At 33.3% G+C, this 15,519-nt stretch carries 17 protein-coding genes; all 17 read left to right on the top strand.

What is annotated here, in order from left to right:
• Window positions 1-13 precede the first annotated feature (13 nt).
• The 17 genes from ACQKP0_RS16875 to ACQKP0_RS16955 all read left to right on the top strand — a co-directional run bounded on the left by ACQKP0_RS16875 (window position 14) and on the right by ACQKP0_RS16955 (window position 15,490).
• Window positions 14-406: a hypothetical protein gene (locus tag ACQKP0_RS16875; RefSeq protein WP_427407005.1), complete on the top strand. Its 393-nt coding sequence runs from the start codon at window positions 14-16 to the stop codon at window positions 404-406.
• Between the two features lie 304 nt (window positions 407-710).
• Window positions 711-995, top strand: coding sequence for a sporulation protein YqfC (gene yqfC / locus ACQKP0_RS16880; protein ID WP_427407006.1), 285 nt, complete (start codon window positions 711-713; stop codon window positions 993-995).
• Between the two features lie 49 nt (window positions 996-1,044).
• The gene (gene yqfD / locus ACQKP0_RS16885) at window positions 1,045-2,238 is read left to right on the top strand and encodes a sporulation protein YqfD (RefSeq protein WP_427407007.1); all 1,194 of its coding nucleotides are present in this window, start codon (window positions 1,045-1,047) and stop codon (window positions 2,236-2,238) included.
• Window positions 2,235-3,197, top strand: a complete 963-nt coding sequence (locus tag ACQKP0_RS16890; RefSeq protein ID WP_427407008.1) for a PhoH family protein — start codon at window positions 2,235-2,237, stop codon at window positions 3,195-3,197. The genes yqfD and ACQKP0_RS16890 overlap by 4 nt, the downstream gene beginning before the upstream one ends.
• A 127-nt stretch (window positions 3,198-3,324) precedes the next feature.
• Window positions 3,325-5,466 (top strand): HD family phosphohydrolase, encoded by a 2,142-nt coding sequence (locus tag ACQKP0_RS16895; RefSeq protein WP_427407009.1) that lies wholly within the window; start codon window positions 3,325-3,327, stop codon window positions 5,464-5,466.
• 99 nt (window positions 5,467-5,565) lie between these two features.
• Entirely contained in the window at window positions 5,566-5,982 is a 417-nt protein-coding gene (ybeY, locus tag ACQKP0_RS16900; protein ID WP_427407036.1) for an rRNA maturation RNase YbeY, read from the top strand.
• Window positions 5,966-6,355, top strand: a complete 390-nt coding sequence (locus tag ACQKP0_RS16905; RefSeq protein ID WP_427407037.1) for a diacylglycerol kinase family protein — start codon at window positions 5,966-5,968, stop codon at window positions 6,353-6,355. Before ybeY ends, ACQKP0_RS16905 begins: the two co-directional genes overlap by 17 nt.
• A gap of 237 nt (window positions 6,356-6,592) precedes the next feature.
• Window positions 6,593-6,991 (top strand): cytidine deaminase, encoded by a 399-nt coding sequence (locus tag ACQKP0_RS16910; protein WP_427407010.1) that lies wholly within the window; start codon window positions 6,593-6,595, stop codon window positions 6,989-6,991.
• Window positions 6,984-7,904, top strand: coding sequence for a GTPase Era (gene era, locus ACQKP0_RS16915; protein WP_427407011.1), 921 nt, complete (start codon window positions 6,984-6,986; stop codon window positions 7,902-7,904). The genes ACQKP0_RS16910 and era overlap by 8 nt, the downstream gene beginning before the upstream one ends.
• A gap of 356 nt (window positions 7,905-8,260) precedes the next feature.
• A complete protein-coding gene (locus tag ACQKP0_RS16920; protein WP_427407012.1) occupies window positions 8,261-8,404 on the top strand; it encodes a YqzL family protein in 144 nt (47 codons plus the stop codon).
• A gap of 56 nt (window positions 8,405-8,460) precedes the next feature.
• On the top strand, window positions 8,461-9,213 hold the full coding sequence (gene recO / locus ACQKP0_RS16925) for a DNA repair protein RecO (RefSeq protein ID WP_427407013.1): 753 nt from the start codon (window positions 8,461-8,463) through the stop codon (window positions 9,211-9,213).
• Between the two features lie 250 nt (window positions 9,214-9,463).
• Entirely contained in the window at window positions 9,464-10,093 is a 630-nt protein-coding gene (locus ACQKP0_RS16930; protein ID WP_427407038.1) for a helix-turn-helix transcriptional regulator, read from the top strand.
• Window positions 10,094-10,227: 134 nt separating this feature from the next.
• Window positions 10,228-11,028: a pyruvate, water dikinase regulatory protein gene (locus ACQKP0_RS16935; protein WP_427407014.1), complete on the top strand. Its 801-nt coding sequence runs from the start codon at window positions 10,228-10,230 to the stop codon at window positions 11,026-11,028.
• 347 nt (window positions 11,029-11,375) lie between these two features.
• On the top strand, window positions 11,376-11,819 hold the full coding sequence (locus ACQKP0_RS16940) for a YaiI/YqxD family protein (RefSeq protein ID WP_427407039.1): 444 nt from the start codon (window positions 11,376-11,378) through the stop codon (window positions 11,817-11,819).
• 21 nt (window positions 11,820-11,840) lie between these two features.
• Window positions 11,841-13,655, top strand: a complete 1,815-nt coding sequence (gene dnaG / locus ACQKP0_RS16945) for a DNA primase (protein WP_427407015.1) — start codon at window positions 11,841-11,843, stop codon at window positions 13,653-13,655.
• 41 nt (window positions 13,656-13,696) lie between these two features.
• Complete coding sequence (gene rpoD, locus ACQKP0_RS16950) at window positions 13,697-14,830, top strand: RNA polymerase sigma factor RpoD (RefSeq protein WP_427407016.1); 1,134 nt, start codon at window positions 13,697-13,699, stop codon at window positions 14,828-14,830.
• A 126-nt stretch (window positions 14,831-14,956) separates the two neighbouring features.
• Window positions 14,957-15,490 (top strand): hypothetical protein, encoded by a 534-nt coding sequence (locus tag ACQKP0_RS16955; RefSeq protein WP_427407017.1) that lies wholly within the window; start codon window positions 14,957-14,959, stop codon window positions 15,488-15,490.
• Window positions 15,491-15,519: the final 29 nt, after the last annotated feature.

Below are 15,519 nucleotides of genomic sequence, written 5' to 3' on the forward strand. Positions count from 1 at the left end.
AGGAGGAATTCCTTTGGAATCAATCATTATCGCTGTAATTGTCGGTTTAATTGGCCTTTTTGTAAACAGTAAGAAAGGGGAAAAGACTGAGGAAAAAAAGCCTATACAAAGGCCTGTTTTTTCACCTGAAAAAAGAGAGACTGTTACAAAAAAATTAGAAACTGTTATCCCAAAGGTAACTTCTAAAATTGAGAAACATAATCCAAAAAAAATAGAGATAATGGAAAAAGTATCAAAATTAGAAGAAGTACATGAGTTACCACCTATTCAGGAAAAAGTAACTCAAACAAATCAAATAGAAGTACCAAAAAAGCTTGAGGTTGATGAAAATGATCTATTGAAAGGGATCATCCTTTCAGAAGTATTAGGACCTTCAAGAGCAAAAAGACCATATAGAGGCAGATAAGACAAGACCGTGTCAAAATTGACACGGTTTTTTCTTTAAAGGTAAGAAATTTTAAAATTTACTAAGGATAATAGAAATGAAAAGTGTCTGCTGTGTCTAGCGCAAGCAGCCGTCGGCTAGCGGATTTCTCCGTCTTCTCCCTACGATAAGTCAACATCGACTCGTCCCTCGCCGTGTTTCCTTTATCTCAATCGAAGACTACGAAATCCGTACGCTAGAGCTGCGGCGCTTGCGCTTTTCTAAAAAAAGTGTGCTGAATTCTCTTTCTTATTCATAAATATGAGATGAAAGGGGGTTCTTTTTTATGGCAAAAAAATGGGGCCGATTACTTCGCAGTTGGATGACAAACAGAATGGAGCTTCCACAAGATGTCATGATGGATCTCCCCCGAGTTACAATGATCGGACAAATTCATATTTATATAGAAAATCACCGTGGATTGCTTACCTTTACTGATCAAGAGGTGCGTTTATTACTTAAGCAAGGTCAGCTGCTTATAAAAGGTCAATCCTTTGTAATTAAAACAATTTTACCAGAAGAGATTTTATTGGAAGGAAAAATTGATGAAGTGATTTATTTAAATGAGTAGGCTGGTGCAATTTTTGAGAACACAGCCAATGATTAAGGAGTGACTTTTTTTGAAAAACCATTGGGTAACTTTTTTTGGGGGAACAATTCATGTCAAGGTGGAAGGAAAGGGAGTTGAACGGTTTATTAACCAGCTCACGCGATCTCATTTAACGATTTGGAATGTTAAGCGACAAGGTTCATTAGCTGTAACTTTTTATATTCGACTTCAAGATTTACAAAAACTCAGGCATCAAGTACGCGGGTTTGATTGCAAAATTTCTTTTTTAACTGGACAAGGTGCCCCGTTTTTATGGAAAAGAACATTAAAAAACGCAGGCTTTTTTGCAGGATTTTTTCTTTTCTTTGTTGTTATCACTATCCTCTCGAATGTAGTTTGGGGAATAGATATAAAAGGGGCAAGCCCGCAAATGGAGCATCAGATTCGTAAGGAATTAGATCGACTTGGAGTTCAGGTTGGTAAATTACAATTTTTTATGGATGATGTTCAAACAATCCAACAAAAGCTAGAAGATCGAATTCCTAGTATTACATGGGTTGGCGTTGATTTAAACGGGACAACCTTTCAATTTCAAGTAGTCGAAAAAAATATTCCAACTCCGCCTGACAAATTACCTCCTCAAGATTTAGTAGCTAATAAAAAAGCCGTTATCGTTGATATGTTTGTTGAAAATGGTCAAAAAATGGTCAGTATCAATCAATATGTAAATAAAGATCAGCTTTTAGTTTCGGGAATTATTGGAAATGAACATGGCTCTAAGCAGGTCGCAGCGATTGGGAAAATTTTAGGTAAAACATGGTATAAATCAGATGTTCAAATGCCATTGCAGTCGGATTTTCAAGTGTATACAGGCAGCGAAAAAAGAAAATATTCTTTGCAAATTGGTTCAGTAAGTATCCCATTGTGGGGATTTGGTAAAATAAAATATAAGAATTATGATACAGAAGTAGAAGGAAAAAGTATCAAGTTTCTTAAATGGACACTCCCAATTAAATTCAAGGATATAACAATAAGAGAAAAGGAAATCGTAAAGCGCACTTATAACGAAAAACAAGCCATAAATGCTGCAAAAGAAATTGCACAAAGCGATTTAAAAGGAAAAATTCCCTCAGATGCTAAGATTGTTGATGAATATGTTTTGCATCAAAAAGTGGAGAATGGTAAAGTAAATTTATCAATATATTTCCAAGTAATCGAAAATATTGCGAAAGCGAAACCAATCACTCAAGGAGACTCTGAATGACAGAAGATTTAAAAACATCAAACCTTCAATTACAAAATGCAAATGAGGCAATTGCTTTATTTGGAATATCTGACACAAATTTAAAACGGCTTGAAGATAGCTATGAGGTATCTATCATTACTCGTGGTGAAACGATCGATGTTGCTGGAAGAGAAAGCGATATTGAGAAGGTTAACCAAATTCTATCTCAACTTTTAAAAGTCATTAAAAAAGGAATTCATATATCTGAGCGAGATGTAGTTTATGCTATTCAAATGGAAAAACAAGGATTGCTTGAATATTTTACCGATATATATGAGGAAGAAATAACTAAAAATGCAAAAGGAAAAACAATTCGCGTTAAAACTTTAGGGCAAAGACAGTATATTGCAGCTATTAAGAAGCATGATTTAGTTTTCGGTATTGGCCCAGCAGGAACGGGTAAAACTTATTTGGCAGTAGTTATGGCCGTTACAGCATTAAAAAGTGGTTTAGTTAAGCGGATTATTCTTACACGTCCCGCAGTGGAAGCTGGTGAAAGTCTTGGATTCTTACCAGGTGATTTAAAAGAAAAGGTAGATCCTTATTTACGGCCTTTGTATGATGCATTAAATGATGTATTAGGAAGTGAACATACGCAGCGTCTAATTGAGCGAGAAACGATTGAAATAGCGCCGTTAGCATACATGAGAGGTAGAACACTTGATGATGCATTTGTTATTTTAGATGAGGCTCAAAATACGACACAAGCACAAATGAAAATGTTTTTGACTCGACTAGGCTTTAACTCAAAAATGGTGATAACTGGTGATAGTACACAGGTAGATTTGCCGAAGGGAGCCCAATCCGGATTAGGAGCAGCAGAAAAGATTTTAGAAAATGTGAAAGGAATATCTTTCATTTATTTGGAGCAAAGTGATGTTGTTCGTCATCCACTTGTTGCCCGAATTATTGAAGCATATAATCAACATTCATCTTAAAACCCGAACACTTAAGGTCGGGTTTTTAATTTTCAAAAAAAACGAGTGCAATTTAGTACAAAAACTGATATTATTTTACATAATTAGGTAAGAAACGAAAAACACATTATTGGTGGTGAGGAGTTAAATGAATCTTCAAGGCTATATTAGCAAAATCCGCACTTTATTAAGCTATAAAGTGTTTACAATCATGTGTTTTCTTCTTTTAGCAATTTTGCTATATGGAGTTTTGTTTTATAATGTTAAACCGCAAACTTATGATATTGAGTTATTTTCTGTTTCTGATAAAACTATTCGTTCTCCCAAAACAATTATTGACGAAGAAAAAACAAAAGAAGATCAACAAAAAGCAGCCGATGCCGTAGAAAAAGTATTTACATTTAAAAAGGAAAAAGAACAAAATCGTGTTTCTCTCATTAATTCCATCTTTGATTTTGTAGCGGAAATTAATAATAAAGACATATTATCAGAGAATAAAGAGAAAAACAAAGATAATCACAATAATAGAACGATTGAAGAAAAACTTGACATACTTAAATCACAATTAACAGCGAATGTAAATGAAGATGTAACAAAATCCCTTCCTGATGAGATTTTTGTTGCCTTGTTAAAAGCTGCTCCAAATGATTTGGAGCATGCACGGACAATTGTAATTGGTCAAGTTGAAGCATTAATGAGCGAAAAAATTCGTGAAGAAAAAGTTCCATATTATAAAAATCTAATTGCGGATCGTATTAGACTCTCAAATATACATGGAAGTTTGAAAGAAGCAAGTATCGAATTGGGGAGGTATTCGATTGTTGCGAATGAATTATACGATCTGAATCAAACAGAAGATCGAAAAAAACAAGCTATGCAAAGTGTTGAACCAGTTAAAATATTGCAGGGACAAGTAATTGTACAAGAAGGGCATCTTATTGATCACGAAAATTATCATCAATTAGAATTGCTAGGATTGTTAAAAAGTAATCCAACATTAAAACCTTATATAGGATTGGGAATATTTGTTTTATTAATTATTGGGTCATTATATTTATACTTTGCGACATTCCACATTTCTGAGGAAAAAAAGCAAAATTATTTAATTCTATTGAGTTTTATATTTATTATTAGTTTAATTTTAATGGAAATTGTAGGATTAATTTCAGATTTAAAGGTAGAGAATATTGGATACATTTTTCCTGCGGCGATGGCACCTATGCTTATTCGGATTTTACTAAATGAAAGATTTGCATTTATATTAACGATTATTCTCGCAGCATGTGGCAGCATTGTTTTTCATGACGAAATAGCTGGTTCGATAAATGTTGAAATTGCTGTTTATATTTTATTGAGTGGTACAGCAGGAATTATACTATTGACTAATCGAAATCGCAGATCTAACATATTACAGACTGGGTTTTATGTATCTATTATTAATGTGTTGATCATTTTCTTTTTATTTTTTCTTGGAAACGGACAATTTACAAGAGTCGAATATGTTTATTATATTATCTATGCTTTTACATCAGGATTATTGTCCGCCATTTTTACAATAGGACTTTTACCTTTTTTTGAGGTGGGTTTTGGGATACTGTCTACATTGAAATTAATTGAACTATCGAACCCAAATCATCCGTTATTAAAAAAGATTTTGACAGAAGCACCAGGAACATATCATCATAGTGTTATGGTTGCTAATCTAGCTGAATCTGCATGTGAAGCGATAGGTGCTAACGGTTTACTTGCTCGTGTCGGATGTTATTATCATGATATTGGTAAAACTCGGAGACCGCAGTTTTTTATTGAAAACCAAATAAATATAGAAAACCCGCATAATCACATCTCTCCTGAGACTAGTAAAGATATCATTATTGCGCATGCTACTGATGGAGCTACGATGCTCCGGAAGCACAAGCTCCCAAAAGAGATTGTTGATATTGCAGAACAACATCATGGTACTACCTTATTAAAATATTTTTATTATAAGGCAAAAGAAGAAAATGAGAATATAGATGAACAATCTTTTCGTTATCCAGGACCAAAGCCTCAAACGAAGGAGTCCGCTATTATTAGTATAGCTGATAGTGTGGAGGCAGCAGTACGTTCAATGTCTCATCCTACACCAGATCAGATCAAAGGATTGGTTCATTCAATTGTTCAAGATCGTTTGCAAGACGGTCAATTGAATGAATGTGACATTACCTTAAAAGAGCTTGAATTAATAAAGAAAACATTTTGTGAAACATTAAATGGAATATTCCATTCTAGAATTGAATATCCAAATTAAAAATGAATTTTTTATGAATTAATACTTGTAAAAAGGATGAAAAAAATGACCTTGATAATTGATTTTATTGATGAAACGAATGAAATAAGTGAACAAGATATGGACCTTGTTGAAAGCCTTTTAAATTTTGCTTCGAAAAAGCTAGGCATAGGGGCTGGAAGTGAGGTTTCAGTAACTTTTGTTACAAATGAACGAATTCAAGAAATTAATCGTGATTATCGTGACAAAGATCAGCCTACAGACGTTATTTCTTTTGCAATGGAGGAAATGGGTGATCAAGAGATAGAAATTAGCGGTGCCAATATACCACGTGTTCTAGGAGATATAATAATATCTGTACCGAAAACAAAAGAACAAGCTGAGGAATATGGCCATTCTTTTGCAAGGGAATTAGGATTTTTAGCGATACACTCACTTTTACATTTACTGGGATATGATCATATGACAGAAGAAGATGAAAAAGAAATGTTTGGATTACAAAAGGACATTCTTGATGAATATGGACTCAAGAGGTAAAAGGCGTTTTTGGAGCTCATTTTCATTTGCTTTTCAAGGAATTTTTCATGCGCTTATAACCGAGAGGAATTTTCAATTTCATTCCGTTGTATCTGTAATTGTAATTATTATTAGCTTTTTGTTGAATATTAGCAAAATCGAATGGATGTTTATTATCCTTTGCATTTTTGGTATGCTCGTTCTTGAGTTAATCAACACTGCATTCGAGAGAGCTGTAGATTTAATAACAAATACATATCATCCTCTTGCAAAACAAGCAAAAGATGTTGCAGCAGCAGCGGTTTTCTGTTATTCAGTCATGACTGTAATTATTGGCTGCATCATTTTTATTCCAAAACTTGTACGTATTATTGACAAATACTGTTTTTTATGAAGGTCTAAACTTCTGCAAAAAGTTGCCCGATATATGGCAGCTTTTTGTGTTTATTTGCAGTCAGTTTTTCTTTGCGGTAAAATATTTTCAAAGCTTATTTGTTGTTAATATGGCTGATCAAGGCTCTTGCGCTTTCCTTGTTTTGTTGTAAATTTTTAAATTTTCTAAACAAAATAAAAATATTCCATATCTTTATGATGAATTTGTAGTAAAATATATTTGAAGGGGAAAAATAGAATGGATTTGAAGCAATTAATTGAAGAAGCGAAAAAAGCTAGAGACAAGGCATATGTCCCATATTCAAAATTTCCTGTAGGTGCTGCATTATTAACTGAGGATGGTAAAGTTTATCACGGATGCAACATTGAAAATGCGGCTTATAGTATGGCAAATTGTGCTGAACGTACAGCACTTTTTAAAGCATATTCCGAAGGTGATACGAAGTTTACAGCTTTAGTCGTCACAGCAAATACAGATCGACCTGTACCTCCTTGCGGGGCTTGTCGTCAAGTAATTTCTGAATTATGTCCGAGGGATATGAAGGTTGTACTAACTAATTTAAATGGGGCGGTTCAGGAATTAACAGTTGAAGAATTACTGCCAGGCGCTTTTTCTCCGGAGGATTTACATGCATAATACGAACATAGAAAAACAATTTAAATCAGGATTTGTTTCCATTATTGGTCGTCCTAACGTTGGAAAATCAACTTATATCAACCAAGTTATCGGACAAAAAATTGCCATCATGAGTGATAAACCTCAAACAACTAGAAACAAAGTACAGGGAGTACTTACAACGAATGATGCACAAATCATATTGATTGATACTCCTGGAATTCATAAGCCAAAGCATAAATTAGGCGATTTTATGATGCGTGTTGCTACTAACACCCTGAGAGAAGTTGACCTTATTTTATTTATGATTAATGCTGTAGAAGGCTATGGAAAAGGGGACGAATTTATTATTGAAAAATTAAAGGATGTTCGAACCCCGGTTTTTTTGGTCATAAACAAAATTGATCAAGTTCATCCTGATCATTTGTTAACAATTATTGAACAGTATAAAGACTTATATGATTTTGCAGAGATTGTCCCGATTTCTGCATTAGAAGGTCAAAATACCGACCGTTTACTGGCCCAAATTAAATCCTATCTTCCTGAAGGACCACAATATTATCCGGCCGATCAGGTTACAGATCATCCAGAACGCTTTATAGTTTCTGAGTTAATTAGGGAAAAAGTATTGCATCTAACGAGAGAAGAAGTACCACATTCTATTGCAGTAGTTATAGAAAAAATGCAAAAAAAGCAAGACAGTGATAAAGTCCATGTAATGGCAGCCATTATTGTTGAGCGGTCTTCTCAAAAAGGAATTATTATAGGAAAGCAAGGCAGCATGCTCAAGGAAGTGGGAAAAAGGGCCAGACTTGATATTGAAAATCTACTTGGATCAAAAGTATATTTAGAACTTTGGGTTAAAGTTCAAAAAGATTGGAGAAATAAAATTACCCAGCTCCGTGATTTCGGCTTTAGAGAAGATGAATATTGATTTTGAAAGGCTCTTTTCTTAAACTTTGTTGCTTTTTGAATCGAAAATCTTTATAACTTAGTATCAAAGTCTTTAAGAAGAAGCATTTCTTTAAGAAAAGATGCCCCTAAACTAAACTTTTTAAGGTTTTTATACATTATTCGAAATGCAACAAGGAAAAATCGGCAGTAAGATTTTTCTATTCTCTAAGAAACAGCATTTTGAAAATAAGTTTTTATTGTAGTAATTTTAATTTATGCATACTTTTTGATTAGCAATATTTACGTCACATGTTCCAAGAAGTCCTGGTAAAGCTATAATAAAGGCTTTACAAAAAATTTCATGATTTTTACAACATGAAAGGCGGGGTTAATATTATGATTGAATTTACCTGGAAAGTCTTTGAGGAAACTGGCAGTATTGATACGTATTTGCTATTTAAAGAGCTTGAAAAAGATCGACAGGATGAGCCGTTGAAAGCAAATCAGGAATTTACTGAAATGGATTTTCCTATATCGTAAATATAAGATTTGTTATCACCTGAACAGGCGATAAAAGGCTTTGGAGGGTGGTTACCATGCTTCAAAAATGTGAAGGTATTGTCATTAGAACAACTGATTATGGTGAATCTAATAAGATTGTTACCTTATATACTCGTGAATTTGGGAAACTAGGCGTGATGGCGAGAGGGGCAAAAAAGCCCAATAGTCGCTTGTCCGCCGCTTCCCAAGTTTTTACATATGCATATTTTTTATTCCAAACAAGCACAGGACTGGGTACGATGCAGCAAGGAGAAATGATTTCTTCGATAAGAACACTTCGCGAGGATATATTTAAAACGGGGTATGCATCATATATCGTTGATCTTTTAGATAAAAGTGTGGAAGATAAAATTCCAAATCCTTTCCTATTTGAATTATTACTACAGACTTTGAATTATATTAATGATGAATATGATATCGACATTATTACGAATATTTTTGAGATGAAAATGTTAAATGTGCTAGGCTTATACCCAGTATTAAATCAATGTGCTATATGTGGTAGTCAAGATGGACAATTCGGTTTTTCCATTCGGGAAAATGGACTTATCTGTCATCGGTGTTTTGATAAGGATCCATATCATTTACCAACTTCACAAACAGCAATAAGATTGTTACGGATATTTTATTATATTGATCTCTCTAGACTTGGTTCGATATCAGTTAAAGATGAGACAAAAAAAGAGTTACGTACAATAATATCTATGTACTATAATGAGTATTCAGGATTACATTTGAAATCAAAAAAGTTTCTAGAACAAATTGATAAATTCCGTGAAATGCTATAATTACATAGCAAACACAAACTCTCGCTTAGTCTACGGGAGTTTTTTATATTTTGAATATCTTATGTAAAATTCTTTTCAATATTCATAAATAGTATATAATAATTATATATAAGTATAACCTTTTAAATAATAATTCTGTTTTCTTCAGCCTAGCCCCCAATTTCTTAAGATGAGTGTAATACATAGGATGTATTAAGCTTATAGGGGCTTTTAAAGGTGCATAAAATTATCTTGTTAGGTGGTGTGAAAAATAGAACTGAATAAGCGGCAAGAAAAAATTTTACAGATTGTTAAAGATAATGGTCCGATAACCGGTGAACATATAGCAGAACAACTTAATCTTACTAGGGCTACATTAAGGCCGGACTTAGCAATATTAACTATGGCTGGTTACTTGGATGCCAGGCCAAGAGTGGGTTATTTTTACTCAGGAAAATCAAGTGCACAGCTGCTTACGGAAAACTTAAAGAAAATAGTAGTAAAAGACTATCAGTCAATTCCCGTTGTTGTTAATGAAAATATTTCGGTTTATGATGCAATAGTGACTGTTTTTCTAGAAGATGTAGGCACATTATTTGTAGTTGATGAAAACCTGTTATTAGTTGGTGTTCTATCACGAAAAGATTTATTACGTGCAAGTATTGGTAAACAAGAACTCTCCTCTTTACCTGTGAATATTATTATGACTAGAATGCCTAATATCACAATGTGTAAAAAAGATGATTTATTAATTGATGTTGCCAAAAAGTTAATTGAAAAACAAATTGATTCAGTACCAGTTGTGAAGGAAACTTCTAATCATGCTTATGAAGTAATTGGAAGGATTACTAAAACAAATATTACAAAAGCATTTGTTGCACTTGCGGATGAAGATTTTTAATAAAAAGGTTCTTTTCAGAAAGTTTAAAGTTAAATAATCGGAAAATGATAAAATCTTTTGTTATAATAAGATGTTTCATACTTAAAATAATTGAATTTTGTTATCACGAATTAATAAAGGATGGTGACCTTAAAATGACAAGACCAATTATTTATGTTGTGTCTGATTCAGTTGGCGAAACTGCAGATTTAGTAACAAAGGCTGCGATAAGTCAATTTAATGGAAAAGATGCTGAAATTAAACGTTTTCCTTATATAGAAGATTATCAGCATATTGATGAGGTCATTTCCTTAGCCAAGCTTAATCATGGGGTGATCGTTTACACATTGGTTAAGCCTAAGATGAGGGAGTATATAAAAACCCAGGCAGAAAGGGAAAATGTTAGCTCAGTAGACATTATTGGGCCATTAATGGATAAATTTCAAGAATTATATCATAAAGAACCACTATGTGAACCTGGATTAGTTAGAAAATTAGACGATGATTACTTTAAAAAAGTAGAAGCGATCGAATTTGCTGTAAAGTATGATGATGGAAGAGATCCAAGGGGAATTCTACGAGCAGATATTGTATTAGTAGGTGTTTCTAGAACATCAAAAACTCCTTTGTCTCAGTACTTAGCACATAAACGTTATAAAGTGGCTAATGTACCTCTTGTTCCGGAAGTTGATCCTCCTGAAGAATTATTTCAAGTATCTCCAGATAAATGTTTCGGACTTAAAATTAGCTCGGAGAAGCTTAATTATATTCGAAGAGAGCGATTATTGGCTCTTGGTTTAAATGATGAAGCAAGTTACGCAAATATTGATCGAATTAAGAGTGAGCTTGAATACTTTGATAAAATTGTCACAAAAATGGGATGTAAAGTAATCGATGTAACGAATAAAGCCGTAGAAGAAACAGCAAATATCATTATGAATATGAAACGATATTAGTATTAAGGGTGCCCCATAAGTTACTATTACTTTGATTATGGGTCACCTTCTGTATTTTTTAATATCACTTAGTGGGAAAAGTTCAATAACAAAAAAATTATTTTTAAGTATAAATATATGGTCAAGATTAGAAAAGTATACTATAATAAAAAATTGTGATAAAAATGTATTTAAAATAGGTTTAGAGTCATGAATAAACGAATAAACTAACTATTGGGATATGTCAAGAGTCTAGACTTAGAAAAATTCGACAAACTTGAAAAAATAATCTCGGAGTTTGGAAATGAAAGAAGGATTCTGTGGAGTGATGTAGAATTATTACTAATACAGAAAGAAAAGCGATAAATATTTTTGTAGATGCAGATGCATGTCCTGTTAAATCTGAAATCGTCTCTGCTGCCAAAAAGTATCATGTGCCATATTATTTTATTGCTTCTTATGCACATAAAACAAATAGTAGTGATGATGCTTGGATTTATGTGGATCCTGACAAAGAATCTGCAGATCTTTATATCATGAATCATGTTCAAAAAAAAGATATTGTCATTACACAAGATATCGGACTTGCGAGTCTTGTCCTACCAAAGAATGTTTACGCGCTTTCACCTAGAGGCAAAGAATACAAGGAAGAATCGATTGATACTGCCCTTGATTTTCGGTATTTGGCTGCTAAGGCTAGGCGACAGGGGAGATATGAAAAAGGTCCCAAGCCGTTTACAGATAGTGATAGACAATCATTTATTTTTAAACTTGAGGAGATTTTGTCGAAAATTGTAAAACAAAGAAATTAATCATCAATTGGGGATGTTTTCGTGGTTGGAATGATTCCTGAGGATAAAATCAATGAAATTCGTCAATCAATAGACATAGTAGATGTTATCGGGGATTATGTACACCTTAAAAAGCAAGGAAGAAACTATTTTGGTTTATGTCCCTTTCATGGTGAAAATACACCTTCCTTTTCGGTATCACCAGATAAACAAATTTATCATTGTTTTGGTTGTGGAGCCGGTGGGAATGCTATTTCATTTCTAATGGATATTGATGGATTGAATTTTCAGGAAGCGGTTATTAAGCTTGCTGATAAAGGAAAAGTTCAGCTAGATATAGAAAAAGGATCTGAAGAAAAGCATTTTGATTCAAAAGTTAATACAGAAGATAAGCAGATGCACGATGCACATCAGTTACTTCAAAAATTTTATCATCATTTATTGGTAAATACAAAGGAAGGACAAAATGCATTGGAATATCTCCTTAACAGGGGATTTACAAAGAGTAGCATTGAAAAGTTTCAAATAGGATATTCTTTACCTAGTTGGGATTTTACCGTGAAGCTATTACAAAAGCGTGGTTTTCAATTACCTATAATGGAGAAGGCTGGATTAATCATAAAAAAAGAAAATGATGAAACTTACTTCGATCGTTTTCGAAATAGAATCATGTTTCCAATTCAAAACATAAAAGGTGAAACCATTGCATTTGCCGGGCGGTCCATTGATAAAGAGGATCAACCTAAATACTTAAACAGTCCGGAGACGAAAATTTTTAATAAGAGTAGTATTCTTTACAATTATTTCCGAGCAAAAAGCTCAATCAAGAAGCAGCAGCAGGCAATTTTATTTGAAGGCTTTGCCGATGTTATTTCAGCTGATAATGCCGAAATATATAATGGCATAGCAACGATGGGTACATCTTTAACAGAACAACATGTCCAGTTAATTAGACGAATGACTGATACAGTTATCATTTGTTATGATTCTGATTTTGCTGGAATCGAAGCAGCATATAGAGCGGGTAACATGTTATCAGATCAAAGCTGCAATATTCGAATAGCAAGAATGCCAGAAGGATTAGACCCCGATGACTACATTAAAAAATATGGAACGGAAAAGTTCCGTCAGGATGTAATAGGGGGAAGCCTTACTTTTATGGCTTTTAAGATGGAATACCATCGTCTAGGAAAAAAGCTTCAAAATGAAGGAGAAAAACTACATTATATAGAAAAGATAATTGAGGAAATAACGAAGCTAGATAAAGCGGTGGAAAGGGATCATTATTTAAGACAACTAGCTGACGAATTTTCCATATCATTAGATGCATTAAAGCAGCAGCAAAAGCAGATGTTTTATGTAGCTAAGAAAAAGAATTATCCTTCAAAAGAAGAAAAGACAAACAATTTCTTTATTCAAAAAGACCATCGTTTATATCCAGCTAATCAAACAGCAGAAAGGCGATTGCTAGCCCATATGCTGCAAAATGTTGATATAGCTTTTAAGATAAAGGATTTACTAAATGGAATTATTCTTTATTATGATGAACACCAAGCGATTCTTACCTATCTTCTAGGGTATTACGAAGAAGGAAATGAACCAAACTCAAGTAATTTTTTATTGTATTTACCGGATGAAAAATTACGAAGAATTGTAACAGAACTAGAAATGATGCCATTAAATAGTGAAGTTACAGACCAAGAAATAGAGGATTATGTAAATCAAGTGTTGAAGCATCAAAAGATGTTAAAAATAAAGGAAAAAGAAAACTTGCAAAAAAAAGCAGAACAACAGAATGACTTAAATAAGGCGATAAGCCTTGCAAAGGAAATCATACAACTCCGGAAGTCCTTATAAATTCTGCAGGTTGCATGAAATACTTGGAAGGAGGGGGACATATGGCTGAAAAATCAGCTCGTTCCAAAGATATTGAATCCGAAATAACTCTTGATCAAGCGAAAGAACAATTAGTAGAGCGTGGAAAAAAAAGAGGGGTATTAACATACGAAATCATTTCAGGTAAATTAGGGCATTTTGAATTAGATTCTGAACAGATGGATGAATTTTATGAATATCTCGGTGATCAAGGTATTGAAATCACAGAAGAAATTGATGATGAAGATGAAGATGCACCTAACCTACATGAATTAGAGAAGGACGATGAAGAGTTTGACCTTAATGATTTAAGTGTTCCTCCAGGTGTTAAAATTAATGACCCAGTTCGAATGTATCTAAAAGAAATTGGGCGTGTAGATCTTCTTTCCGCTAAGGAAGAAATATTACTGGCAAAACGTATTGAGCAAGGTGATGAAGAAGCAAAAAGACGTCTTGCAGAAGCCAATTTACGTTTAGTTGTAAGTATTGCAAAGAGATATGTTGGACGTGGAATGCTTTTCTTAGATTTAATTCAAGAAGGCAACATGGGACTTATTAAAGCAGTCGAAAAATTTGATTACGATAAAGGCTTTAAATTTAGTACCTATGCTACATGGTGGATACGTCAAGCGATTACCCGTGCGATTGCTGATCAGGCTCGTACTATTCGTATTCCTGTTCATATGGTTGAAACGATTAATAAACTGATACGTGTCCAACGACAATTATTACAAGACTTAGGACGCGAGCCTTCCCCTGAAGAAATTGCAGAAGAAATGGACTTAACACCGGAAAAGGTTCGTGAAATCTTAAAAATAGCGCAAGAGCCTGTATCATTAGAAACACCTATTGGTGAAGAAGATGATTCACATCTAGGCGACTTTATTGAAGATCAAGATGCGACATCTCCTTCTGAGCACGCTGCCTATGAGTTGTTAAAGGAACAATTAGAAGATGTTCTAGATACTTTAACAGATCGGGAAGAAAATGTGCTCCGTCTTCGGTTTGGACTTGACGATGGACGTACAAGGACTCTAGAAGAGGTTGGAAAAGTATTTGGCGTAACTCGTGAGAGAATTCGACAAATAGAAGCAAAAGCCCTACGTAAGCTTCGTCATCCAAGCAGGAGCAAGCGTCTTAAGGATTTCTTGGAATAAAATAGCGTTTAAAATAGTTTACTTCACCAGAGGTAAACTATTTTTTTACGTTTTAGCTAAAAAATTTTGCTGAAAAAAAGGATTTTTCATGCTTTTTGTTGAAAGTGTTATTAGGATGTGTTGCATATGAACTCTGAACGTAAAGAAACGATTATTAAAGAAATATTGTATTGGAAAGAACATAAAATGCTCCCGGATCATTATTGTGATTATTTACTCGCACTTTATAGTGAAGGTGAGCTTAAAAAAGATTTGAGTAAAAGAAAAAAAGGATTCAATAAACTAGCTGTATTTCTATTTCTGATAAGTTTATCTTTTGTTGTTTCATTATTTGTCATTTATTTTACTGAAATAGACTTTATTTTGCAAACGATGATTTTGACAAGTTTTGTCGTTTTATTCCTAATTTTAGGATTTTATTATTCTAAGAAAGAATTTTGGTATTCTATCTTTTATATTGGAGCCGCTTTAATACTTTTACTATTATCGGTTCATTTAAATAGAAAACTGTTTAATCAGAATACATTAACACTATATATAACGCTGTTTTTAAATTGTTTTATATGGCTGATAACTGGTTGGAAATTAAAATTAGTTTTTTTTATCGTTTCTGGAATAATCGGGATTATTACATTAATTATTTATATCCTAATATACTAAGTGAATTTTAAAAAACTTTAAAAAGTTGG

Origin of the sequence: Heyndrickxia sp. NPDC080065 (assembly GCF_050281185.1) — a bacterium.
In the GTDB taxonomy this organism is placed as follows: domain Bacteria; phylum Bacillota; class Bacilli; order Bacillales; family Bacillaceae_C; genus Heyndrickxia.